17 protein-coding genes are annotated in these 23,844 nt (G+C 46.0%); 13 read left to right on the top strand and 4 right to left on the bottom strand.

The features are described from left to right. Positions 1 to 164: 164 nt before the first annotated feature. The 3 genes from AC5ELV_RS22120 to AC5ELV_RS22110 all read left to right on the top strand — a co-directional run bounded on the left by AC5ELV_RS22120 (position 165) and on the right by AC5ELV_RS22110 (position 5,272). Complete coding sequence (locus AC5ELV_RS22120) at positions 165 to 1,820, top strand: SWIM zinc finger family protein (RefSeq protein WP_493431894.1); 1,656 nt, start codon at positions 165 to 167, stop codon at positions 1,818 to 1,820. Further along, the gene (locus tag AC5ELV_RS22115; protein ID WP_493431893.1) at positions 1,817 to 4,780 is read left to right on the top strand and encodes a DEAD/DEAH box helicase; all 2,964 of its coding nucleotides are present in this window, start codon (positions 1,817 to 1,819) and stop codon (positions 4,778 to 4,780) included. Before AC5ELV_RS22120 ends, AC5ELV_RS22115 begins: the two co-directional genes overlap by 4 nt. Before the next feature lie 147 nt (positions 4,781 to 4,927). Continuing rightward, complete coding sequence (locus AC5ELV_RS22110; protein WP_013308308.1) at positions 4,928 to 5,272, top strand: hypothetical protein; 345 nt, start codon at positions 4,928 to 4,930, stop codon at positions 5,270 to 5,272. 90 nt (positions 5,273 to 5,362) lie between these two features. Here the strand turns inward: AC5ELV_RS22110 and AC5ELV_RS22105 are convergent, their stop codons facing one another. Further along, positions 5,363 to 7,456, bottom strand: coding sequence for a pectate lyase family protein (locus AC5ELV_RS22105; RefSeq protein ID WP_493431892.1), 2,094 nt, complete (start codon positions 7,454 to 7,456; stop codon positions 5,363 to 5,365). Between the two features lie 373 nt (positions 7,457 to 7,829). Here AC5ELV_RS22105 and AC5ELV_RS22100 point away from each other — a divergent pair, with 373 nt between their 5' ends. The 8 genes from AC5ELV_RS22100 to lacZ all read left to right on the top strand — a co-directional run bounded on the left by AC5ELV_RS22100 (position 7,830) and on the right by lacZ (position 19,323). Next, entirely contained in the window at positions 7,830 to 8,351 is a 522-nt protein-coding gene (locus AC5ELV_RS22100; RefSeq protein WP_493431891.1) for a ClbS/DfsB family four-helix bundle protein, read from the top strand. A gap of 75 nt (positions 8,352 to 8,426) precedes the next feature. Beyond that, positions 8,427 to 9,062: a uridine kinase gene (udk, locus tag AC5ELV_RS22095; protein ID WP_493431890.1), complete on the top strand. Its 636-nt coding sequence runs from the start codon at positions 8,427 to 8,429 to the stop codon at positions 9,060 to 9,062. A 260-nt stretch (positions 9,063 to 9,322) separates the two neighbouring features. Further along, complete coding sequence (locus tag AC5ELV_RS22090) at positions 9,323 to 10,882, top strand: response regulator transcription factor (RefSeq protein WP_493431889.1); 1,560 nt, start codon at positions 9,323 to 9,325, stop codon at positions 10,880 to 10,882. Between the two features lie 37 nt (positions 10,883 to 10,919). Continuing rightward, a complete protein-coding gene (locus AC5ELV_RS22085; RefSeq protein ID WP_493431888.1) occupies positions 10,920 to 12,731 on the top strand; it encodes a cache domain-containing sensor histidine kinase in 1,812 nt (603 codons plus the stop codon). A 386-nt stretch (positions 12,732 to 13,117) separates the two neighbouring features. Then, the gene (locus AC5ELV_RS22080) at positions 13,118 to 14,407 is read left to right on the top strand and encodes an ABC transporter substrate-binding protein (RefSeq protein ID WP_493431887.1); all 1,290 of its coding nucleotides are present in this window, start codon (positions 13,118 to 13,120) and stop codon (positions 14,405 to 14,407) included. 101 nt (positions 14,408 to 14,508) lie between these two features. Then, a complete protein-coding gene (locus AC5ELV_RS22075) occupies positions 14,509 to 15,405 on the top strand; it encodes a carbohydrate ABC transporter permease (RefSeq protein WP_013308301.1) in 897 nt (298 codons plus the stop codon). Beyond that, a complete protein-coding gene (locus AC5ELV_RS22070) occupies positions 15,402 to 16,226 on the top strand; it encodes a carbohydrate ABC transporter permease (RefSeq protein ID WP_023986538.1) in 825 nt (274 codons plus the stop codon). Before AC5ELV_RS22075 ends, AC5ELV_RS22070 begins: the two co-directional genes overlap by 4 nt. A gap of 52 nt (positions 16,227 to 16,278) precedes the next feature. Next, a complete protein-coding gene (lacZ, locus tag AC5ELV_RS22065; protein ID WP_493431886.1) occupies positions 16,279 to 19,323 on the top strand; it encodes a beta-galactosidase, LacZ type in 3,045 nt (1,014 codons plus the stop codon). Between the two features lie 117 nt (positions 19,324 to 19,440). Here the strand turns inward: lacZ and AC5ELV_RS22060 are convergent, their stop codons facing one another. The 3 genes from AC5ELV_RS22060 to AC5ELV_RS22050 form a co-directional block, all read right to left on the bottom strand. Further along, positions 19,441 to 21,057, bottom strand: coding sequence for a DUF4179 domain-containing protein (locus AC5ELV_RS22060; protein ID WP_493431885.1), 1,617 nt, complete (start codon positions 21,055 to 21,057; stop codon positions 19,441 to 19,443). After that, positions 21,041 to 21,559: an RNA polymerase sigma factor gene (locus AC5ELV_RS22055; RefSeq protein ID WP_025718786.1), complete on the bottom strand. Its 519-nt coding sequence runs from the start codon at positions 21,557 to 21,559 to the stop codon at positions 21,041 to 21,043. The genes AC5ELV_RS22060 and AC5ELV_RS22055 overlap by 17 nt, the downstream gene beginning before the upstream one ends. Positions 21,560 to 21,806: 247 nt before the next feature. Further along, positions 21,807 to 22,745, bottom strand: coding sequence for a YwqG family protein (locus tag AC5ELV_RS22050; protein ID WP_493431884.1), 939 nt, complete (start codon positions 22,743 to 22,745; stop codon positions 21,807 to 21,809). A gap of 316 nt (positions 22,746 to 23,061) precedes the next feature. Between AC5ELV_RS22050 and AC5ELV_RS22045 the strand changes: the two genes are divergently transcribed. Both AC5ELV_RS22045 and AC5ELV_RS22040 read left to right on the top strand, forming a co-directional pair. Beyond that, positions 23,062 to 23,325 (top strand): AbrB/MazE/SpoVT family DNA-binding domain-containing protein, encoded by a 264-nt coding sequence (locus AC5ELV_RS22045; RefSeq protein WP_025718789.1) that lies wholly within the window; start codon positions 23,062 to 23,064, stop codon positions 23,323 to 23,325. Next, on the top strand, positions 23,322 to 23,726 hold the full coding sequence (locus tag AC5ELV_RS22040) for a type II toxin-antitoxin system death-on-curing family toxin (RefSeq protein WP_493431883.1): 405 nt from the start codon (positions 23,322 to 23,324) through the stop codon (positions 23,724 to 23,726). Before AC5ELV_RS22045 ends, AC5ELV_RS22040 begins: the two co-directional genes overlap by 4 nt. Positions 23,727 to 23,844: the final 118 nt, after the last annotated feature.

Raw genomic sequence — 23,844 nt, 5'->3', positions numbered from 1 at the left:
TCAAGCCTTCTTATGCCACAGCGTAAGAGGGCTTTTTACTGTACTTGGCGGTTATACTTCGGAATTTTCCAACTGCTCCCTCCACTCAATTTATATTCGTGAACTGATATAATGGAAGAGTTAAGCTATACCAGATCAATATTCTCTCTTAGGAGACTAAGCATATGAAACCAACCTATCTTATGGATGATATACAGTGGCAACAGCTTATTCAAAACGTGGCTGACCATTTTAATGACGTGACGATCAAACGAGGTTTCCAGTATTTTAAGCAAGGAAAGGTAAAAGAATTCGTAATGCCTGATGCCGACCATATTGCAGCTGTCGTGGATGGAAGCGAGCTATACGAGGTGGATCTCCACTTGAGCGCTTTTGCTGCCAGCAGATGTACATGCCCTGTCCACACCAACTGCAAGCATATGATCGCCGTACTACTGAATTACGCAAATGAACATGAACGTTCCGTACATGCTTTAGTGAACGCACATTCGGCGGGATTCACTCGATTGACGGCAAAAGCTGACACGCGTACCACACTTCCTTCCCGGTCGAATTTTTCACCTGATCACAAGGAAACAACACGAAATACTCTCAGTCAAACTGCAAGCCAAATACCGGACATGCCCATTTCAGAGTGGCATAATCTGTTCGATCAGTGTATCGCCCTTAACCATGTAAACACACAAAATTCTCAATTTGTCCAAAGCGCTTTAGCCTCGATCTATGCTGTGAAGCCGCCGCTTTCACCCGTCATGCAACAGCTATACGGACTGCATGCTCATCTACGTGTGCTGGAAAAGCTGGTACCTCAGTCTCCCATGTCGGGCTATCCCTCTCATACCTATATGGGGTATTACACGCAGATCGCGGCCGATGAGCTTAAAGAAGCGATCGAGCGTGATTTTGAGAGTCCACTGGAGCTGACCGGTGAACCGATGCAAGAAGCCCGTATGGCAGAAACCTTAGCCTATTTACGCCGAAAAATGCTGACAGAATCGCGTAACGGTACTTATTTTTCAGACGCGTATTATCAGTTTTGGCTGTACTGGGTGCATCCTGCAAGGCAGGACTTCAGCATATATACGGAGGAATTACAGCATTTACAGGCGGCTGAGGAGGATCTCGGCCCAACTTTAGCACGGCTTCCGTGGATGCTGGCTCGCAGTTGGATGCGTATTTTTCAATCGCACGATAATGAGGCTTGGGCACTGCTTCAGGAGGCGGAACGAGCTTTTCCACTAAAAATTTCTTCCAGTCAATTACTTTTGTTCTTACAGGCGTTGCGTAAAGCCGAGGCTTGGGCACGTCTCAAGGACGGACTGCGATATATCGGCCCCCTGCTTCACAGTCATCGGGATGACCATTTACAGGATTATATACATGATTGGGATCTGGTTTTGCAGCACCTTCCAGAAGCGGAGCAGGACATGTGGGACACGCTGGTGGGTATGCTTCCATTTGCCGGGGGAATGTATGAAGAGGCGCTGCTTGCTCACGAAAAATGGCGGTCATGGATCGACTATCAGCTAAGCATACGCAGTGAACCATTGAGTTTTCGAGTGAGTGTGTTACAGCCCATTGAAAAGAACGCTCCTGAGTTACTACTCCCCTTTTACCATCAGGCGGTAGAACGTTATGTGTTGGAAAAAAACAGGGCCAGCTATAAAGCAGCAGTCAAGCTGTTAAAGCGACTGTTCAAGCTGTACAAGAAAATGAAGCAAGAATCACGCTGGGAGCTGTTCTTCACGACCTTCACCAGCCGTCATAGCCGCCTGCGGGCGCTACAGGAGGAATTGCGGAAAGGGAAATTGTTATCATGAGTCAATATACCGAAACGATTACCGTGCATATCCAATTAACTACCTATGGAGACGCGCTGATCTATGGCGATTCTTCCATGAACTATAGCATTTCCGGCCAAATTCTGAAGCAGCGTTTGTTTGCTTGGCATGAGGCTTCGTTTTATGGCACCGAGTTGGAGATTCAACATGTTCAAGACACGGATATTATCCTTCTGCCTTCGGAGCAGGTGATTCCTTTTCTGGCAGAGCGCGAGCTCCTGAAGCATATCGAATGGATCTGGGACGAGGCCCATGCCCCGTGGCTTCAGCTGATCCCTTTGCTTGCTCACTGTATTGAAGCGAAAGCATATGTGCCCAGCTTCACGGCGTTCCAGACGGGGAAGCTGCAATGGAAGTGGGATGCGGAAGCACTGGAAAACATCCAACCGGCAGAGCTTGTTTTGCTCGACGGCTTGGAGAAGGACGAGCAGGAAGGGCTGATAGCGGCGTTCTCGGCTGCCGTATTTCAGCGCTGGTACGGCACCGAAGCGGAAGCCGCCGATTTGCGAAGAGAATATCCGGTTCTCTTCGCCCCCAACCGCCCGGCTGCGGCGGGCCTGGACGCGCGGGCCTGGCTCATCGCCATCGGCTGGAAAGCCGATACCGCGCCATTTCGGCCGCTTCTGCAACTGCTGGAGCCAGAGCTGGAGGACGATGAACCGTCCTGGCAGCTCAAGCTTGTGTTGCAGGACAAGCAGGACCCGGCGTTGCTGGTGTCTGTACAGCTCGCCGATGATGGGTACGCATCCGGTTCATGGCCCGATGCGTGGACGGTGCATGTGCGTGAGCGCTCAGCCGGATGGCTGGAACGCTTGACCGCCATTTTGCCCGCAGGGCAGCGTGCCGGAAGCCGCGATGACATACTGAGCCGCCCGCTCTCCGACGAAGCAGCGTGGCAATTCCTGACGACCGACAGCCAGCGTCTGCTGGAAAGCGGTTGGCAGGTACTGCTCCCGGCTTGGTGGGAGGCAGCTACCCGCAAGAAGCCAAAGCTGCGGGCCAAGGTACGCCCGGGCGAAGGGGCGGGAGAGCGCACGAAGGGCAGCTCACTGTTTGGACTGGACTCGATTGTCCAGTTCGATTGGCGTGTTGCCATTGGCGATGCCGATCTGAGCGAGTCAGAATTCGCCGAGCTGGTCGCTCGCAACGAGCGCTTGGTGCGCTTCCGCGGGCAATGGATCGCGCTCGACCCCGCGTTGCTGGCGCAGATCCGCCGGGCCATGGCCGGGATCGACAGCGCTCAGGGATTGTCCTTTCAGGACATCCTGCAACTTCACCTGCTCGGCAACGCCGACGAGCCTGAAGGCGACGCCTCGGGCGAGCAGCCGGAGGATGCGGCACGCTTCCGACTGGAAGTCGAGCTGAATGCCCATCTGCTGAAGCTGATCAGCCAGCTTGGACGGCAGTCGGAATGGCCCGCACTGGACGTGCCGGACGGACTGCAAGCCGAGCTGCGGACGTATCAGCGGGACGGGTACGCTTGGCTTGCCTTTTTGCGGCGTTTTGGACTGGGTGCCTGTCTGGCCGATGACATGGGACTTGGTAAAACGGTGCAGTTTATTACTTATTTACTGCACCTACAGGATATTGCCGCCGAGGCGGGCGTCCGCTCCAGTTCGCTGCTAATTTGCCCGACTTCGGTGCTGGGCAACTGGCAGAAGGAACTCAGCCGCTTCGCCCCTTCATTGAAGGTGATGCTGCACTATGGAAGCAAGCGGGAGCAGGGAGACTTGTTCCGCGAAGAAGTCGAGCAGGCCGATGTCATCCTGACCTCCTTCGCTACGGCAACCCTGGATCAAGAGCTGTTACAAAGCATAACTTGGGACTCAGTCTGTCTGGATGAAGCGCAGAACATTAAAAATGCGCAAACCAAGCAATCCACAGCCGTGCGCAGCTTTCCTGCACGTCATCGGATTGCATTGACCGGGACACCTATTGAAAATCGGTTGTCCGAGCTATGGTCCATTTATGATTTTATCAATCCAGGTTATCTGGGCAGCTCACGCGCCTTTAGCAATCGCTTTATGAATGCTATTGAGAAGGAACATAACGAGCAGCGCACGTTAGATTTGCAAAAGCTGGTTCAGCCCTTCATGCTGCGGCGCAAGAAGAAGGACCCTGCTATACAGCTTGATTTGCCTGACAAGAATGAGATGAAAACCTACATTCATCTGACCTCTGAGCAGGGCGCGCTCTATGACCAGATTGTCAAAGAGTTGATGGAACGGATGCAGAAGCTGGAAGGGATTGAGCGGAAGGGAGCTATTTTATCCGCCCTTACCCAGTTGAAGCAGCTTTGTGATCATCCTGCTCTCTTAACCAAGGAGGCGCTCCCAGATACCGCGGCTTCCGGTTATAGTCCGTCCGATCTTGAGACGGTCATTAGCCGTTCATCCAAGCTGGAGCGCATTCTGGCTATGGTCAAGGAACTGCGGGATGAGGGCGAGCGCTGCCTTATTTTTACACAGTATATTGGTATGGGGCAGATGCTCCAGCGGGTACTCGCTCAGGAGCTGCAAGAGCCTGTGCTCTATCTGAACGGCAGCACATCCAAAACGGCACGTGACCGCATGATTGATCAATTCCAATCTCACACGCTCCCCCCTGCCGAACAGCCATCCGTGTTTATTTTGTCGCTCAAAGCCGGGGGAGTGGGTCTGAATCTGACGGCCGCCAACCACGTCTTTCACTTTGATCGCTGGTGGAACCCAGCTGTTGAAAATCAGGCCACAGACCGAGCCTATCGGATGGGACAAACGAAGGATGTACAGGTGCACAAATTTATCTCGCTGGGCACGCTTGAGGAACGCATTGATGAAATGCTGGAGAGCAAGCAGCAGCTTAGCGACCAAATCATAACCAGTACCGAGGGCTGGATTACTGAGCTGTCTACAGACGCGTTAAAAGACCTCTTTACACTACGACGCGATTGGGCATAATGAGCTCCCAAATCGAACGATAATATACATGGAGTGCCATTTCGAGTCCGATATATACCTATTTTTAAGAAGTCGTAGTTTATAACACAGTCCAAAACTCCTTTGTGTGCATTTACTATCTCATCACAACAAAGGAGTTGATTTGAAGTGGCCATTCGTCCTCCACAAACATTGAAATCTACGGGCAGAAAGGTTCCTGTTACGAGATATCGCAATGTGAGCCCTACACAAACTCTACGCCGATTTACAGTCATTTGGGCTAACAATGATGGTGTGCCTTTTAACACGTCTGGATTTTTTGCAACACTTCGGCGTCTAGATGGAAGCTTTGTGCAAGCTGCTGGCTTCGACCGCTTTGGTACTGCCCGATTCAGCAGAGTTCGCACACCTACGAACCAGCCTTATATTCTGCGTACTTTTAGAGATGATGGAGTATTATTCCGCGTTAGATCCGTACCTGCTGGCGTATCCTCGTTTGTCGTTATTGGTTAAGTTCGTACCGAACGCAGCCTTAACGTAGGTAACCAAAAAAGCACCCAGAAACAGAGCATATCTGTCCTGGCTGCTTTTTTATATGGCTACCTATTCGGCATCTTCTTCCACTATTGCATTTTTCGTAACGGACGTATTGTACACCGTTTTGAGCCAGTTTTCACTCGACCAGTTCAGCTTGCCTGCACCCGCTCCATCCTTGGCCTGCAATTGAGCAACCAGGTTAGCAGGGTCTTCGGCAGTATAGCTGTATGGCAACGTTGTGAATCCATTCCAAGAGAAGCTCTTGGCCTTCGCTGGATAAGGGGCTAACGGGCTATTCGCAGCGTCACTGCCTCCTCTGAATACGGTGCCGTTATCCGAGAAGATAACATCTTCGGCTTTGATTTTACCTGTGTAATCCGCTTTGTTAGGGTCTTTTTGATTATTACGTACTGGAGAAAATACATCAATTAAATACGATTTTTCTAGCAATACCGCGCCGTTTTCTGTTGAAATTGCACCATTACCCACGACATCAAAATGGTATCCTTTTGCGGCAATTGCTTTAGCCATGTCAGAAGTAATTCTTTTTTTGGCTCTGGCCAATCCGGCATCGTCCATAACGATGTTATATGCATGAGCATTACCAGCACGCAGACGAGGCATACGATCCTGAATATCCTGGTAGTAATTATGATGCAGCGTCACTTCCAGGTCTGCATTATCGGAAGCCATTTCCGTTGCACCGATCAGATGCGCCTTCTTTTGTCCTGCTGCAATATCAATGATATCTTCTTTACTCATGCCAACTGCACTGCTTCTTAGATAAGAGTACATAGGATAGGAAGACTTGTCTGCTTCCATCGCGTTGACTTGTTGGGTTACCCAGCTGTTGGAGCTGCGGTCATCTCCTTTGAATAAAGACCAGGAAATCGTAACTCCGTTACTACCTTTTTTCACATCTACCAGACCATCATAGGCTTTGTTAAATGTGCAATGGTCGATCCATACCTTGGAGCTTGCACCTTCGACAGTAATATAGTCCCAGTCATTCTTATCATAGTTCCCTTTGGTTGCTTCATCCCACTCCCAAAGCTCATCAAATTCGAGGTTACGGAAAATCAAATTGGAGCTTCTTTTGATGACAAAGCCAGCATGTTTGATTTTCGCACCATTGGCAGAGAAAATCGTAACCCCATTCATATTTTCGATATAGACTTTGCTCACCCCTGTCTTTTTCAGAACAGGATGCGTCTGTACAGGATTGTTGGCACTAAAAGGCATTACTTTGGCAGCACTAGGAATTTCGTTCCAACCGAGATCAAGATCGTTCATAATCTCAATCACTTTGACTTTGCTACCTTTCTTCAGTGCTTCGTTGAGATCTACAGCGTTGTAAACCTTTTTGTAGTTGGCATCTGTATCCGCAATGTTGCCACCACCTGTATTACCATACGAAAAACCAGTCAAATTATAGTTATTTTTGGAGGTTACATTAGGATCGACTCCAGGAGTCGGTTTTTCTGTGCCTGGGGTTGGGTTCACAGGCGGTGTGCCTGGATCTACCTCAGAAGAAACACCGGACACAATCACATTATCGAATTGGGCAGCTGCTTTGGAGGTTACCAAACCAATGGCTCCAGCAGTCAGGCTGGTGTCTGTTGCGGACAGCTCCAGTTGATCATTGACATACATTTTGATTTCCGAACCGGATAGTTCCAGCTTGACTCTGTACCATGTATTCGTGTCTAATTTGTATTTTTTATTGGTAGCCAGCGTCTTCATAGAGCCTTTGACTTTTTTTCGAATCTCAAGAGCTCCGTCTTTCTTGTTGTACAACGATGCTGCATAGAAGTTGTTGGAATCTGTGTATCTACCTGCAACGTAGACTCGATTAGAGCCATTAAAATCATTTACATATACATCTGCTTGCACGCTATAGTTCGTCCATGAGGCATTACCTTTAACGGAATGGCTTTCGCTTCGACTAGATTGTTGGTATGTAGAGCCATTCCCCTCCTTGACCACAGACCAGTTCCCCGAACCTGCGGTCCAGCCTTGAGCTTCTCCTTGTTCGAAATCATCACTTATCTGTAAATTCCCCTCTGCATGTGCATGACCTAGCAACGGTAATGATAAAGACAGTACCAACGTACTGCTTAACATTACACTTGCACATTTTTTTAACAAACTCGATTTCATATAACAATCCCCTTCTTGGTTAGATTCATGAATACTAAAGCAAAGGTTGCACCGTTCATCGGACATGACCTGCCCCAACGGTATATAACGTACTGATGGAGGGATAATATCCCAACACCAATGAGGGCCCTTAAGCGCTATACTCCAATAATTATAGACATTTAAATATATATTAAAATATGTCTAAATACTTATCTTTTGTCTTAATTTTTCTATTAATTTTGCATCCTGTTTCGTGAACACGCCAAATGCTGTTTCATAAAATCACAAAAAACGATTTTTTTTATTTTTAAATAAGACATACAGTTGTCATATTGGGAATGGTACATATAAAGGGGTGAGTATCATCCATATCATTTAAAGGAGCGATTAGATGTCCAGTTACGACTACGCCTCTAAATCAGAGTTAAAGGAAGCCATTCATGCCTCCTACTTACGATTTGACGGTGAGTTCCAGGAGATCGACGAGAGCCAAAAGGATATTCGTATCCCCGAAGTAGATAAAACACCCGCAGAAATGATTGCCTACCAGCTCGGATGGCTTCATCTTGTCATGACATGGGACAGGGACGAACGGGAAGGAAAAACCGTCATCATGCCCGCCCTCAATTATAAATGGAATAGACTAGGCGAACTATATCAATCATTTTACAAGACCTATTCCCACCAATCTTTACGTGAATTACGCGATATGTTCAAGTTGACTGAGCAAAAGTGGCTGGATTGGATCGACACACTTAGCCATGAAGAGCTCTTCACTCAAGGCGTTCACAACTGGACGGGTACTAATCCGAACTGGCCCATGGCAAGATGGATTCACATCAACTCGGTGGCACCGTTTAAAACATTCAGAGCCAAGATACGGAAATGGAAGAAATACAACGTGCAACAGTGATGAAAAAAAGTGTGCATTGTGCTACAATACTTGAGTTGTATCGGGATACATTTAGGGAAGGGTAAGTGAAACGCCATGCTTATTATTGGTATTGCCGGCGGTACAGGTTCCGGTAAATCGACGGTAGCACGCGCCGTCGTTGAGCGTCTGGGATCTAATAAAGTGACTTTCATATCTCAGGATAACTATTATAAAGACCATTCACATCTGAGTTATGATGAACGTGCTTTGGTCAATTATGATCATCCGTTTGCCTTTGACAACGAATTGCTCATTGAGCATCTCCAATGTCTGAAAAAGGGACAAGCGACACAAGCGCCCGTGTATGACTTTACGGTTCATGCCCGCTCCACGAACGAGACGGTAGAGCTTCTGCCGAATCATATCGTTATGTTGGAGGGCCTGCATGTACTGTCAGACGAAAAGCTCCGCAGCCTGCTTGACATCAAAGTATTTGTGGATACGGACCCTGATGTGCGTATTCTTCGTCGGGTTCTTCGTGATATTGAGGAACGCGGCCGCACCATCCATTCGATCCACGATCACTATTTGACTACGGTTAAGCCGATGCATGAGGCATTTATTGAGCCTTCCAAGAAATACGCTGACCTAATCCTTCCTGAGGGAGGACACAATGAGGTTGGCATTCAACTGCTGTCTATTTTGACTGAAAAATATTTAGCAGGAGATCGCACATGGGGTACTGTATAAGGTAATCCCCGTTTCTTAGGCTGTCGAGATTTTCTCGGCTGCCTTTTTTGTTGTTTTATATGCCATTTGGACTAAATTTTTTTGGAATCCTCGTGTGCTTTATGTTAGCATGTAAAGATTAAATGCTTTAGATTTAAGCTAAGTTGGAAGCGTTATCAAATATGGGCCTCAGATGATATGACGTCCACGTGATGGAGGTCTTTTTTGAATCAGGATTTTTGCAAAATCCTCGAATAGGTATAATTACGGAGAGTGCTGCCATGAATGAGCTATGCAACATTTTGATTGTGGATGATGAGATATTGGTACGGCAAGGGATTAAACACCATTTATCGTGGGAACAGTATGGATTTCGAATTGTAGGTGAGGCTTCTAACGGGAAAGAAGCATTGGAGCTGATTGAAGCCTTGCGCCCTCATATTGTCATTACAGATATCGTAATGCCGATTATGGATGGCGAGGAGCTGACGCGCATAGTCAGACAGAACTATCCAGATATCGAAGTCATTGTACTTAGCAGTTACGGTGAATTTAATTACGTACGGTCCACCTTTCAGCAAGGGGTTGCTGACTATATATTAAAGCCCAAGCTGGACACGGATGAGTTGCTCCAAGTCCTCCAGAGAACCGCTCGCAAAATTCCATCCATTCAATATCAGGCGGATGCTGGGAATAGTCAAATTACGATAGATCATGTGATCGAAAAGCTGATCTCCGGGTATAGCATGGACTATGACGCCGAGTTGCTGAAGCAAGCATTTCCTCATACTCGTTTTGCGCTCATAGGCGTGGAACAGTCAGCACCTCAGAATAAAGGACGCTCTATCTCTGCCTCGGACCTATTTTCCAAGCTTACAGATCAAGTGTCCTCTGCCTGTGAGCACATCGTACTGCGACAACTGCCGTCTGATGTCTATGCAGCTGTGTTTTTAGCCAATCTTGAACCACGGGAAGTAGATGCCTGGATGGCTGCGGTTAGGGAAGTTGCTCAGGAGACAAAGCGGGTCGATCCACAGACAGGCTGGGCAGTCAGCCATCTATTTGATGACTTTAATCAGATTAGTGACGTCTATCAGGATGAACTGCCAAAACTGCTGAGTTACCGCTTTTATTTCCCAGGAACAGCGCTGCTAATAGAAGATGAACTCCCTCAGCCTGTACAGGTGAACAGCCCGTTCAACTTAAAACAGTTTACAGAAGAGATGAAGCGTGAGCATTTTGATACAGCTTTTCAGGATTTGAGATCCTATGTAGCCGCCATGTCCGGTAACTATACTTCTACCGCTTTTGAATTTAAATCGCTTCTCGGAAATATCGTGTTCAATATTACGATTTTGCTCGGGAATCAGGGGTATGATATGAAGGAGCTGGATGCGGCGAAATATTCCTATTTCAAAACCATTAATGATGCCCCTCATGTACATGAAGCTGTGCGCCTGCTGGAGACTTTTTTGGAGGAAGCGAACCGACAGATCATGGCTAAAACACAGCAAGGAAGTAGCGCAAGCATGAAAAAACTGCTGGCGTATATTGAGGAGCATCATGCTGAAACACTCAATTTGACGACACTTGGGCAATATTTTCACTTTAACCCTTCCTACTTGTCCAGTTATTTTACGGCACACCATACAGAAGGTTTTAGCGAGTATCTGAACAAAATTCGGGTTGAAAAAGCCGCGGAGTTACTACGGTCGGGCACGATGTCCATTTCGGATATTAGCAGCACGGTAGGCTATTCGGACCCCAGCTATTTTACCAAAGTATTCAAAAAAGTGAAGGGTTACTCGCCTAGTCAGTACCGCCGGGAGCATCTCTATTAGAGAGAAGCCACATCTGCCAGCAGAAAAGAGATTGAATATGAAAAGATATATCCATAAGATCAAATATCAAGGTCTGTTCTTCAAAATCTTTATTGTTATGGTGGTCAGCATCACTGCGGTGTCCTTGCTGACCTCTTTGGTGACGATTCGGATGTCTGAACGACTTTTTGCTGAGACATTCAGTATTACAAATGCCAAGGTACTCAGCCAGATTCAATCCAGCTTCGAATCCTTCAATGATTCTATCGTGAATGCCGTAACCCATGCTTCGGAAAATGGAACGGTCAAGAACTATCTGACTGGCGGTCAATCTGACTCGATTAACTCGGCGAGGATTTACTTCGGAATGGCACAGCAAATGAAGCAAATTAAATCGAACGTCGATGCCTATGATGTCGGTGTCGCTGTAACAGGTCTGAACGGCCGGAGCTTTTACTCCGACTCGTCCTATTGGCCTGTAACTGCGGAAGAGCTTAAAAGCAGTGCGATTACAGCCCGAAGTGTAGCACGACCGGCACAGCTTATGTATCAATTGGATACTGAATTATTTCAGCAACAAATGAATAACACCGCGCAGAAGCCAACACCCTATATTATCGCCTCCAAACCATTTATGGAGCGGACCAGCGGCACCCTGTACGGCATGATCTACATCGCTATCCGAGAGCCTGAATTTCGCCGTTTCTACAACAATTTCACAAGCAATGGCAATGATGTGCTTATTTTGGACAAGTCGGGAATGATTGTATCGAGCAACCGCCAGGATCTGATCGGACAACGCTCCAGTGAGCTGCTAGGCTATGCCACAAAAATCAATGAACAGGGATTGAACTACATTAATGCGGATGTGATGAATAAGGAGAGTATCCTCCTTTCCAACTATATCCCTTCATTTGATTTTTATCTGGTGAACATGATTGACAGACAAGCCGCGATTGGGCAGATTATTGACGTTAAATCCGTTGTATGGATCTGCATTGCCATCGTACTGATTGCTTTGGTGATCGTTTTTCTGATATCCCGTCGACTGATTCGTTCGCTGACTCGACTGGTGAAGCAAATGTCGACCATACGCGAGAAAAATTTTGATAATTATATCCCGGTAACGGGCAGCTATGAGGTTAGACAATTAAGCCATGCTTACAACTACATGCTGGATGAACTAAATGACTATATTCATAAGCTTTTAGAGACGCAAAAGGGTCAACGGAACGCAGAACTTGCTGCACTACAACGGCAGATCAATCCGCATTTTCTGTACAATACACTGGCTTCGATCAAAATGCTGGTGCTCAAAGGAAACAAGGAAACAGCCGCCGAGACGATTAATGCACTCATTTCCTTACTGCAAAATACAATCAGCAATGTGAGTGAAACGATCACCATTGAGCAGGAAATGGCCAACATGCAAAATTATGTGTTCATTAACCATGTGCGTTACGGGCAGCGGGTACAAGTGAATTATTTTGTATCACCCGATTGTCTGGAGTACCATGTGCCCAAGCTCATCATTCAGCCTTTTATCGAAAACTCTTTTTTCCATGCGTTTAATGAAAAAAATGTAGGGCACATCTATATATTGGTGTCCAAAACGGAGGATACACTGATCTGTGAGGTGGTCGATGATGGAGACGGTATGGATTTGGACGGGCATACGGCGCAAGACGGACTGCCGAATCCCAAGAGCAAGCGCCAACTGTTCACAGGCATCGGCATCCAGAATGTACACAACCGCATTACCCTTTTATATGGAGAAGAATACGGCGTGACCATCTCCAGTAAAAAAGGAGAGGGCACCAAAGTAAGAATGACCCTGCCACTGATCGTGAGATCAAACGACTCCAAATAGATGTACACGAAGCGCCACTACGCGGTCGGATGGTGCTTCCCATCGCTGTTGTACCCAGATTTCTTTAGTCAAGTTATAAAGGTTGAAATCCGGGTACAAAGGCGACCGCTACGCTTGTACAGCACCATTCCGCCCACTCCGTTCTTGTTCCACCTTCTTTGTCTTTAGTTCATGATCATAAAAAAATACCTAAATCAAAAGAAAATACAAATGTAAGCGGTACCTTTTTTTGATAATCATAATAATAAGACCAATCCGTATAAAGATATTCCTAACACCGACAAAGTATGGATGGTACACTAGATTTATAAATAAGGTAACCGCTTTCATTTAAGAGGTTTAGAACTTGCAAGCAACATATAAAAAAAGAGTAGGGGTTGAACAAAATGAAAAAAATGACTTTCCTTCTGCTGATTGCAAGCTTGATCTTGCTATCCGCATGCTCCAGCAATTCCGAGAAAGCAGCTACTACAACAGAGTCAGGCAAAAAAGAAATTACAGTCTGGGCTTGGGACCCGAACTTTAATATCGCAGCCCTGAAGCTGGCAAAAGATCGCTATGTTGCCAAACATCCAGATGTAACCGTAAACATTGTTGAATATGCTCAAAACGATATCGTACAAAAAATGAATGCCGGTCTTAACTCCGGTTCTACCAAAGGATTGCCAAACGTGGTTCTGATCGAGGATTATCGGGCACAAAACTTCCTGCAAGCCTATCCCGATTCTTTCCATGATATGAGCAGCACGATCAAAGCATCCGACTTCGCTGATTATAAAATCGGACCGACTAGCTACAACGGCAAGCAGTACGGTGTTCCATTCGACTCCGGTGTTATGGGACTGTATGTAAGAACGGATTATCTGGAACAAGCCGGCTACAAAGTAGCGGACCTGACTAATATTGATTGGGACAAATTTATTGAAATTGGTAAAGCCGTAAAACAAAAAACAGGCAAAGAAATGCTGACTCAAGATCCGAATGACCTCGGTCTGATCCGTGGTATGATCCAAACTGCAGGTTCATGGTACCTGAAAGAAGACGGTAAAACACCAAACCTGGCTGGCAATCCAGCTCTGAAAGAAGCGCTCTTGACGTACAAATCCTTGTTCGACGCAAATATTGTTAAAATGAATGCCGACTGGAGTCAGTTCTTGGCCGCATTCAACAGCGGTGCAGTTGCTTCCGTACCTACAGGTAACTGGATTACGCCTTCGATCAAAGCAGAAGCTTCGCAATCCGGTAAATGGGCTGTTGTTCCTTTCCCTAAGCTGAAAAATATACCTGAATCCGTGAATGCTTCCAGCCTCGGCGGCAGCTCCTGGTATGTCCTTAACTCGGACGGTCAAGATACCGCTGCTGATTTCCTGAAAGAAACATTCGGAACAGATACAGAACTGTATCAAGATATGCTGAGCAAAATCGGAATTGTCGGTTCATTGAATGCAGCTTCCAGCGGTAAAGCTTATGACGTGGAAGATCCGTACTTCGGAGGCGACAAAGTATACAAGAAATTTGCAGAATGGACTAAACAAGTTCCAAAAGTCAATTATGGCCTGCACACGTATGCCATTGAGGATATCATGACCGTTGAAATTCAAAACTATCTGAACGGAAAAGATGTAGACGCAGTTCTGAAAGATGCTCAAGGACAGGCGGAAGCACAGCTTAAATAAGACAGTCCATCTAGCCAAGGCTAAACAATAAAACGATAAGCACTTAAAACCTTGGGCTTGCGAGTTCAAGGTTTTATTGCTGCATAGGGAGTTGACATGGTATGAAGACAGCCGCGCCCAAAATAACTACAACACGTCTCAAAGCAGGTATGACAGGATGGTTGTTCATATCCATCGCAGTGATCATGATTGCCGCTTTTTATTTCTATCCGATGATTCAGGCGCTTATCTTGTCCTTTAAGACAGGTACAGGGTCTAATCTGAGCTTTAACGGCATTGATAACTACAAGCGACTGTTCACTGATAAAATGTTTATAACCGCCGTGAAGAATACGTTTATCTATTTGATTTTCCAGGTACCTTTGATGGTCATTCTGGCTCTGTTCATTTCGGTATTGTTGAATGATAAAAACCTGAAATTCAAGGGCTTTTTCCGCACAGCCATCTTCTTGCCGTGTATCACATCCCTTGTAGCATACTCGGTTGTCTTCAAGTACCTGTTCTCGTCCGACGGTCTGGTAAACTCCTTATTGCTGAATCTGCACGTGATTGGCACGCCCATCCAATGGATTACAGATCCTTTCTGGGCCAAGGTTACGATTATTATCGCGATCACATGGCGCTGGACTGGTTATAATATGATCTTTTACCTGTCCGGTCTTCAGAACATTGACAGTTCCATCTACGAAGCGGCCCGTATTGACGGAGCTTCCCCGATCCGACAGTTTTTCAGCATTACAGTTCCACTGCTTAAGCCGATTATCCTGTTCACTTCGATTACATCAACGATTGGTACACTCCAACTCTTCGATGAAATTATGAATATTACCAAAGGTGGGCCAGGGAACGCGACATCTTCAATTTCGCAATATATTTACAATCTGTCCTTCAAGTATTCATCCGACTTTGGTTATGCGGCGACCGTATCTTATTCCATCGTCATTATGATCATTATCTTGTCGATTATCCAGTTCAAAGTGGCAGGTGAGAAAAAATGATGAAAACAAAAAGAGCATTTACGTACGCCTTTCTGATCCTTGTGTCGTTCGTCTCGATTTTTCCGTTCCTCTGGATGCTATCCAGCTCTACGAACCTATCAGTCGATGTGACCAAAGGCAAGCTTCTGCCTGGCTCCCATCTGATGGATAACATGCACAATCTGCTCGAAAAAGTAGACATCGTTACCGCACTAAGTAACTCTGCAAAAGTCTCCATCTCAACTACGCTGCTGGCTATGCTAATCGCATCACTGGCCGGTTATGGCTTTGAAATTTACAGAAGTAAAGCGAAAGACGTTGTCTTCAATATCCTGCTGATGTCTATGATGATTCCGTTTGCGGCGATCATGATCCCGCTTTACCGGATGTTCGGCAGCATTTCTAATGTCATACCGTGGATCGGTATTGATACGCTCTCTTCCGTTGTCATTCCGACCGTAACTACGGCGTTCCTGATCTTCTTTTTCCGTCAAAGCACCAAGATGTTTCCCAAGGATCTGCTTGAAGCGGGTCGTATGGATGGATTATCCGAGCTGGGTCTGTTCTTCCGGGTATACATGCCTACGATGAAAACAACCTATGCTGCTGCCGCGATTATTACGTTCATGTCCAGCTGGAACAACTACCTCTGGCCTCTGATTGTGCTGCAAACGCCGGAGAATCAAACGATTCCGCTGTTGATCTCGAACCTCGGCTCCAGCTATGCACCGGATTACGGTGTCATCATGATCGCCATTGTCCTGTCCACACTGCCGACTGCACTGGTATTCTTCCTGATGCAGAAACACTTTGTAGCGGGCATGGTGGGTTCGGTAAAATAACAGATTTCTGTGTACGTTCTTCATTTCATTTTAAAAATAAGGAGTGTTCGCCTTGACCATCCATACCCCTAGTCTGGACTGGCTGACCGACGTAACCAAATTTGCTGTACATCGGCTGCCCGCCTATTCCGATCACAAATATTACGCTACGCTTCAGGAAGCGGAGCAGCAAGCTGATATGGCTTGGCGTCATAGCCTGAATGGGAGCTGGAAGTTTAACTATGCAACGAATCCAGCCAGCCGTCCGGTAGAGTTCTATGCCCCTGGCTTTGAGTATGGCGGCTGGAGCGATATTCAGGTGCCGGGTCACATTCAGACGCAAGGCTTTGGCCAAATGCAGTACGTGAATACGATGTATCCGTGGGACGGACATTCGGACGTTCGCCCACCCCATATTCCGGAGGATCACAACCCGGTCGGAAGCTATATCAAAAGCTTTGTTTTGCCGGAAAATATGGCTTCCGACGCGCAGCCTGTATTCATTTCTTTCCAAGGCGTCGAGTCGGCTTTCTATGTATGGCTGAACGGACAATTTGTCGGTTATAGCGAGGACAGCTTTACACCGTCTGATTTTGAACTGACACCGTTCCTGCAAGCAGGCGAAAACAAACTGGCGGTAGAGGTATATCAAAGAAGTACGGGGGCGTGGCTGGAGGATCAGGACTTTTGGCGTTTTTCCGGTATTTTCAGAGATGTGTACCTCTATACCATCCCTACGGTTCACGTTCGTGACCTGCATGCCAAGGCGGATCTGGATGCTTCCTACACGCAGGGCCTTCTGGAACTGAAATTGACCTTGGAAAAGCCGGCAACGGCCTATGCAACTGTCGATGTGAAAGATGCTAGCGGTCATGTTATAGCTTCTTTGAAAGCTGACTTTACTGATGGCTCAGCTTCGCTGTCAGCCACCTTGGAGCAAGTGCAGCGCTGGAGCGCGGAGAAACCTTATTTGTACACGTTGTTCATACAAATTTATGATGCCAGTGGATCGCTCGTGGAAGTCATTCCACAAAAAATCGGCTTCCGTAAATTTGAGCTGATAAACAAGGTCATGCATTTGAACGGCAAACGTATCGTCTTTAAAGGTGTGAACCGCCATGAATTTAACGCTCGCACCGGACGTGCGATTTCCCGTGAAGATATGCTGTGGGATATTCGGACGCTCAAGCAGAACAATATGAACGCTGTTCGCACCTCCCATTATCCAAACCAGACTCTGTGGTATGAGCTATGCGATGAGTACGGGGTCTATGTAATTGATGAAATGAACTTGGAAACACACGGTTCCTGGCAAAAACTCGGCGCCGTCGAGCCATCGTGGAATATTCCCGCCAATCTGCCTGAGTGGCAGGATATCGTCATGGATCGCGCCATTTCGATGCTGGAACGGGACAAAAACCATGCGTCCATTCTGATCTGGTCCTGCGGCAATGAGTCGTATGCAGGCGAAGTCCTGCGCAATGTAGCCAACTATTTCCGGTCCACCGACCCGAGCCGTTTGGTGCACTACGAAGGCGTGTTTCACAACCGTACGTACGATGATACCAGCGATATGGAAAGCCGGATGTACGCCAAACCCGCAGATATCGAGCAATACTTGAACGACAATCCGCAAAAGCCGTATATCAGTTGCGAATACATGCATGCGATGGGCAATTCCGTAGGCGGCATGCACAAGTATACCGAGCTGGAGAACAAATACGAGCTGTATCAGGGCGGTTTTATTTGGGATTATATCGATCAGGCGGTTATGAAAAAAGATCGCTACGGGCGCGAGTACCTCGCGATCGGCGGCGACTTTGACGACCGTGCTACAGACTATGGTTTCTGTACGGACGGAATTGTCTATGCGGACCGGAAAGTTTCACCCAAGATGCAGGAGGTCAAATTCCTGTATCAAAATCTGAAGCTCACCCCGGATCGCAGCGGTGTAACCCTGCGCAATGAAAACCTGTTCGAGGGAACAGGCGACTATGAGCTAGTATACAGCCTACTGCATGAAGGCCAAGAAATCGCACGTAATGCCATTCATGTAGATGTGGCAGCTCAGACCGAGGCGTATATTCCTCTGACGTTCCCTAATACGGACGGAAAGCCCGGTGAGTACGTCATTCACATCGCTCTGGTTTTGAAAGAAGCCACGCTCTGGGCTGAGGCTGGACACGAAGTGGCCTTCGGACAGCATATTTTCATCGTGGAGGATCCAAATCCACTGAAAATCCCTTCGGGCGGCGCCTTACGAGTGGTGCATGGCGATGTTAACATTGGCGTTCACGGTGCAGATTTCAGTATGATGTTCTCCAAAGGAGCAGGTAGCCTGACTTCACTTCGCTACGCGGGACGTGAGATGATCGCCATCCCTCCTGCCCCATTGTTCTGGCGGGCGACTACAGACAATGATCGGGGAACCGCACTGGGCTTTGAAGCCGGTGGCTGGTTCGCTGCAAGTCTGACACGTAAATGTGTGGGCATCGAGGTCACGGAAGAGCAGACAGACCGTGTAACCGTTACGTTCAGCTACACGCTGAGCATCCATGCAGACGTACAGGTAACGGTAGTCTACACCGTCTTCGCCGACGGTAGCCTGAACGTAAAATCGACTTATGAAGGCGTCTCAGGACTGCCTAACCTGCCAATCTTTGCCCTTTCGTTCAAGGTTCCGGCGGACTATCGCCATCTGGACTGGTATGCGATGGGACCGGAGGAGAATTACATCGACCGTGCCTTTGGTGCGAGACTAGGCGTATTCCGCAACGAAGCTGCGGATAACGTGTCCGGGTATGTTGTACCGCAGGAATCCGGCAACCGTACAGGCGTGCGCCGTGTCGATATTACTGATGATTCCCAGCGGGGCATTCGCATTACCGCACCTGTCACCGCACCGGTGGAATGCAATATTTCACCGTATACAGCGTTTGAGCTGGAAAGTGCCTACCATCTGTATGAGCTGCCGAACGTGTATTACACCGTTGTCACCGTAGCTGGCAAGCAAATGGGTGTAGGCGGCGACGACAGCTGGGGAGCTCCCGTACATGAAGAATACCAAATCGCAGCCGATCAAAAGCTGGAATTCGAATTTACCGTGCAGCGGATATAAATATGTTCTCCGTATAGGCAAGTATATATAACAAAAGCACTTCCGCTGCTTCCCTGATGGAAAGCCGGAAGTGCTTTTGTATTTACGTATCTGCAGAATAGGCAGCGATGGCCATATCTATTTCAATATAACTTCAATATCACGTCCAGGATCGCTGTACTTGTAGATGCCAGGATTTAGTTCCAATTTTCCATCTAATTCAATGTTTTTGTAACGGTCAACATTAACTCCTGTGGATACCATACCCTTCGCAATGATCTCAGGCACTACTTCTTTTCCGTTAATTCGCATCGTTGTTTGGTTGACGCCTTTGAAGCCAGGGGAACCGGATTTCGATTCGACAATCAAATCTTTTCCCTCTCTATAGTATGTGAAATCAATTTGATAACCGTCCGCATTAAGCTCAGCGAACTGTTTTTCTTCTTTAGGTTTATGAAGAGTGATCCAATTCTTAGACGTATCACGTTTCTCGATGACAGCATCTTTCAATATAAGTTTCATTGGAACATCAGACCAGTCCTTATACCACTCTGGAGATTCAAATTGATATAAGTGTTGATAATTTTCAGGACCAGCTCCTTTAATATTCCACCCTCCGTTAATTTTTTTATCACCTATAACCAGCTGAGCTGTTTTATAATGAACATTTCCTTTTTTAAGTGAATCACGCTCTGTTACTAGAATTTCAATATCCAAGGGGGTAACAACCAGTTGGTCTAAGGTAGTACCCGTATTTTCTTGGAATTCAGTGCTGCTATGCAGCTTCTTGGAATAAATCGCTTCACTTGCTTTTTTTCCATCCGCTTCAAATTCGAATTTCCAAGTACCTTCAATTCTTTTTGCTTCCTCAATGTAACAAAAATGAAGGTTTGCCTTTTTCCAATCTTGTGTAGTCATGTTGAATACCTGCTCAATATGCAAGTCAGGGCTATCGCTAGGTAGAATGGTTGGGATTGCGTCTATCTCTTTGTCGCCCACTTTCATTACCAAATGCGGGTTCCCACGTCCTAAATCGGATGGAGCTGCAGCAACTCTAAAGCGGACAACAGTCTTATTGTTGGTTTGTCGAACGGATTCTATATAAATGTTAGGATACTGCTTGGTCCCGGTAACGAGGGTATCCCCGGCTTGATGATCCGTCTTTAAAGGAATATCCTGCTTACGATAAAAAATTAGATTCTGTGCCTCAAGTGTGTAATCTTTTTTACGATCCTTTAAAGTATCAATAGTTTCATAAATGCCAAGGAGTTTCTGACTTTTAGGATCGTAATTTAAATAACCGTGTGCTTGTTCCTTGGTATCAGAATTGCTAGTTACCATCGTTTTCTCTATAGCAAACCCAATATAACTGGTTGGATCGGTTCCTGGACCCAGAGAGATAAGCATTTTCATTTTTTCGCCATCCGTTACAACACCATTCAAATTCATCGTAATGCCTGCATTGGATGCTTTTAGATCATACCGTTGTCCAATACCATTATTTAGCGCATTGGTTACACTACGTCCGCCTATTCTATCCCAATTGATGGTCACACTAGCGAATACAGGGATGGCAACGAGCAGAAAACATGAGAATACGACACTTGCTGGAACAATTTTTGCTCTATGCATAGGTGCTTCCTGTGACTGTTGCAGAGTTGCTTTTCGTTTGGTTGCTTCCTGTTCTATATTTACCCACATTGCATCATATTCAGGTTGAGGAATGTTCTGTTCTTTTTCAAAATACCGACTCACTGCTACTCATCTCCTTTACTTGGGATATCACCATTTTTTTTAGCAGTTTAAGCCCCCGATTTAATCTAGATTTAGCTGTTCCTTCGGGTATATTTATAACTCTAGAGATCTCCGGCACAGTCAATTCGTTTACATAACGAAGGACCACGACCATTCGAATTTTATCTGGAAGCTTGTTATAAAGCTTCTGTAGCTCTGTCTTAGTTTCTTGATGATATAAGCTCTCTTCCACCGGATTAAATGAATGAGGGCGTGACAATAAAAAAGTTCGTATTTCCTTCATCAGTCCAGTTTTCCGCCTTCTAAGCACATTGCTGCACTCATTAGAAGCAATTCGTAAAATCCATGATTTGAGATCTTGTACTTTGGACCTGTCGGCCAAAAGTGCTTTGACAAACACTTCCTGGCAAACATCTTCTGCATCTGCTTGATTTTGCATCAAATAATAACAAAAATAATATATCTGCTCCTTATATAGCTCAAACAGCTCCCGATCAGTCATATACGTGTGCACCTCCCTTGTTGTGTTCTCATCTATTAAGACTAATAACGGAGTACAATCGTTCATTTACATCGAAAAAAGGCGGCCCTATATAGGACCACCTATTATTGATCGTTCGATTCCCGACACTCGGGCAAAACAAACCTACTGTGCCACATGCTCAATTCACTGCTTTTATCAATCAAAAAACCGCCCTGCTCTAACCGCCATCATTTGCCCTAAATCAGCATGAGTCTGCCGCACCGGGCTAGCTCGTAGCAAGATTGACATATGTGTTCGAGAAATCAATGTTCTTCAAGTCTCTTTGATCTATAAAAAACTCCAAATACCCCGCGTCCCACCAGCACATACCGACCTCATTCAAGGATGATACAGAGAGCAGAACATGCCAATTTTCCGAAGCTTGATCGTGCTTTTCCCGATTCGTCTGATATTCTTGCAGCTGAGGCAGCACTTCGGATCGTAAATGCTCCGCATAATCCGTACTTCCCCTATGCATAGCTTGCTCGATTTCCTTATGAATCTGACTCTCACTCTTATGCCAGTTAAACAGAAGACCCTCTAGCCCGTTTCGGCGTAGATAAGCATCCCGCAGGGTGTTCCCGGCAAAAGATTGATGCTGACCCCACACCGTGTCACTTTGTTCACAAACAAGCTCATACAGCTCTTCATACTGATCTACAAGAACATCTCCTAGCTCACCCTCCGACCGCAGGGTAACAATCGGCTGAAAAGAAATTGCATAAGATGTGAAACCCCTGTTCTCAGCACATACTTCAACCTTCCCGGTCGGTGGCAAGGTTTTCTTCAAAGTGCTGCTGTCACCGTTATAGTAAAAGATTTTATGGTCAATATCATAGGCGGGCTCATCCAGCCCAAGAAAAAAGTAAAGTATGCCCTGATGAGGCAACCCCTCGTATGGGGAAAAAGGCATTTCACCCAAATTGATTTGAGCAATAAACGTATAATATTCTCCGTCTGAATCACACGGCCACTCTATCGTGGGTGGCAGATCCGGGTAGCCGGCGATCCGACTATTTCCAATGTGTTCGTAATTTTCCTCATGCTCCACATGGAATTGTATAGCAGCTTGAGCTTCCTGATGAATCTCTTCTTTTAATTCTTCATCCAGTGAATGCCCTTCCAGTATTCGAGTCAGTTCATCCTTTAATGGTGGTTGTAGCATACCACTCGCCCCTTTTTAATGAAGTGAGCATTTTGCATAAATCTCAAGAGCGTTTTCAAATCAGCAATATATAGATCGAAACGCTTTATTTCGTCTATATATTGTACTTACGAGCGTTGGGAATCGAATTATGCAAAATGCTGAAGTAATAAAATAGCCTACAACAATTAAAACCTTACCTCAGATTACCAAATTACAGTCTGACAAGCTATTTCTCTAGCAGATATAAGTTGAATTAAAAAGTATATGTTTATATACCCTGAAACCATGTATAATTGTTATAACAGTTGAATAGTATAATAAGGAGGATAAAGAGATGGGTAAGGTGATTGGAATGGAACGTAAAATTACTAAATTCGGAAATAGCTTAGGGATTACTATGACAGAAGCCATTAAGCAGCTCGGACTGGGCCAAGGAGATACAGTTCAGGTTGAAGTAGATCACCAGAGCGGACAAATCATTATACAAAAATCGAACAAAATAACTCTGCCTTCAGGGTTAAGTGATGATTTTCTTGAAAATCTTTCTCAAGTAATGGATGCATATGACGAAACCCTTAAAGGACTTAAGGATAGATGAGCAGCATTCGTTTCTTAACCATTCAAGAGGTTATAGCTATTAATGTCGCTATGATTAAAAGATACAGTAAAGGCGAACAAATCGGCGTCAAAGATACCAGTCTACTTGAGTCTGCTGTTCTACGTCCTCAATCATCAGCTTTTAGTGAAGATGCGTACCCCACAATATTCAGCAAAGCCGCTGCATTATTCGAATCCCTGGGACAAAACCATCCTTTTCATAATGCAAACAAGCGAACAGCTTTTACTGCATTACTCATTTTTTTGCGCTACAATGGCTTTCAATTTAAAATGGATCAGAAAGCAGCCGAAGACTTTACTGTAGATATGGTTAATCATAAATTTTCGTTGGGTCAGCTCGCTTTATTAATCGAGCTCCATGCATCCAAACTACATGTGTGAACCAAAAAAAGAGATCACGAATGATCTCTCAGGCTGTCGAGAAAGTCTCGACAGCTATTTTTATGTTGATTTTGTTTAAGACGACAGCGCGTTAATGTTGTATAATATAGGTAACTAT

The sequence above is a fragment of the Paenibacillus sp. NMA1017 genome (assembly GCF_058895805.1).
Note: the sequence above shows the minus strand (reverse complement) of the source record. Positions and strands in the feature narration are given on the sequence as shown.

Coding starts and splice junctions, on each gene's coding strand:
- AC5ELV_RS22120 (WP_493431894.1), top strand. CDS start 165: ATGAAACCAACCTATCTTATGGATGATATACAGTGGCAACAGCTTATT.
- AC5ELV_RS22115 (WP_493431893.1), top strand. CDS start 1,817: ATGAGTCAATATACCGAAACGATTACCGTGCATATCCAATTAACTACC.
- AC5ELV_RS22105 (WP_493431892.1), bottom strand. CDS start 7,456: ATGAAATCGAGTTTGTTAAAAAAATGTGCAAGTGTAATGTTAAGCAGT.
- AC5ELV_RS22100 (WP_493431891.1), top strand. CDS start 7,830: ATGTCCAGTTACGACTACGCCTCTAAATCAGAGTTAAAGGAAGCCATT.
- udk (WP_493431890.1), top strand. CDS start 8,427: ATGCTTATTATTGGTATTGCCGGCGGTACAGGTTCCGGTAAATCGACG.
- AC5ELV_RS22090 (WP_493431889.1), top strand. CDS start 9,323: ATGAATGAGCTATGCAACATTTTGATTGTGGATGATGAGATATTGGTA.
- AC5ELV_RS22085 (WP_493431888.1), top strand. CDS start 10,920: ATGAAAAGATATATCCATAAGATCAAATATCAAGGTCTGTTCTTCAAA.
- AC5ELV_RS22080 (WP_493431887.1), top strand. CDS start 13,118: ATGAAAAAAATGACTTTCCTTCTGCTGATTGCAAGCTTGATCTTGCTA.
- AC5ELV_RS22075 (WP_013308301.1), top strand. CDS start 14,509: ATGAAGACAGCCGCGCCCAAAATAACTACAACACGTCTCAAAGCAGGT.
- AC5ELV_RS22070 (WP_023986538.1), top strand. CDS start 15,402: ATGATGAAAACAAAAAGAGCATTTACGTACGCCTTTCTGATCCTTGTG.
- AC5ELV_RS22055 (WP_025718786.1), bottom strand. CDS start 21,559: ATGACTGATCGGGAGCTGTTTGAGCTATATAAGGAGCAGATATATTAT.
- AC5ELV_RS22050 (WP_493431884.1), bottom strand. CDS start 22,745: ATGCTACAACCACCATTAAAGGATGAACTGACTCGAATACTGGAAGGG.
- AC5ELV_RS22045 (WP_025718789.1), top strand. CDS start 23,062: ATGGGTAAGGTGATTGGAATGGAACGTAAAATTACTAAATTCGGAAAT.
- AC5ELV_RS22040 (WP_493431883.1), top strand. CDS start 23,322: ATGAGCAGCATTCGTTTCTTAACCATTCAAGAGGTTATAGCTATTAAT.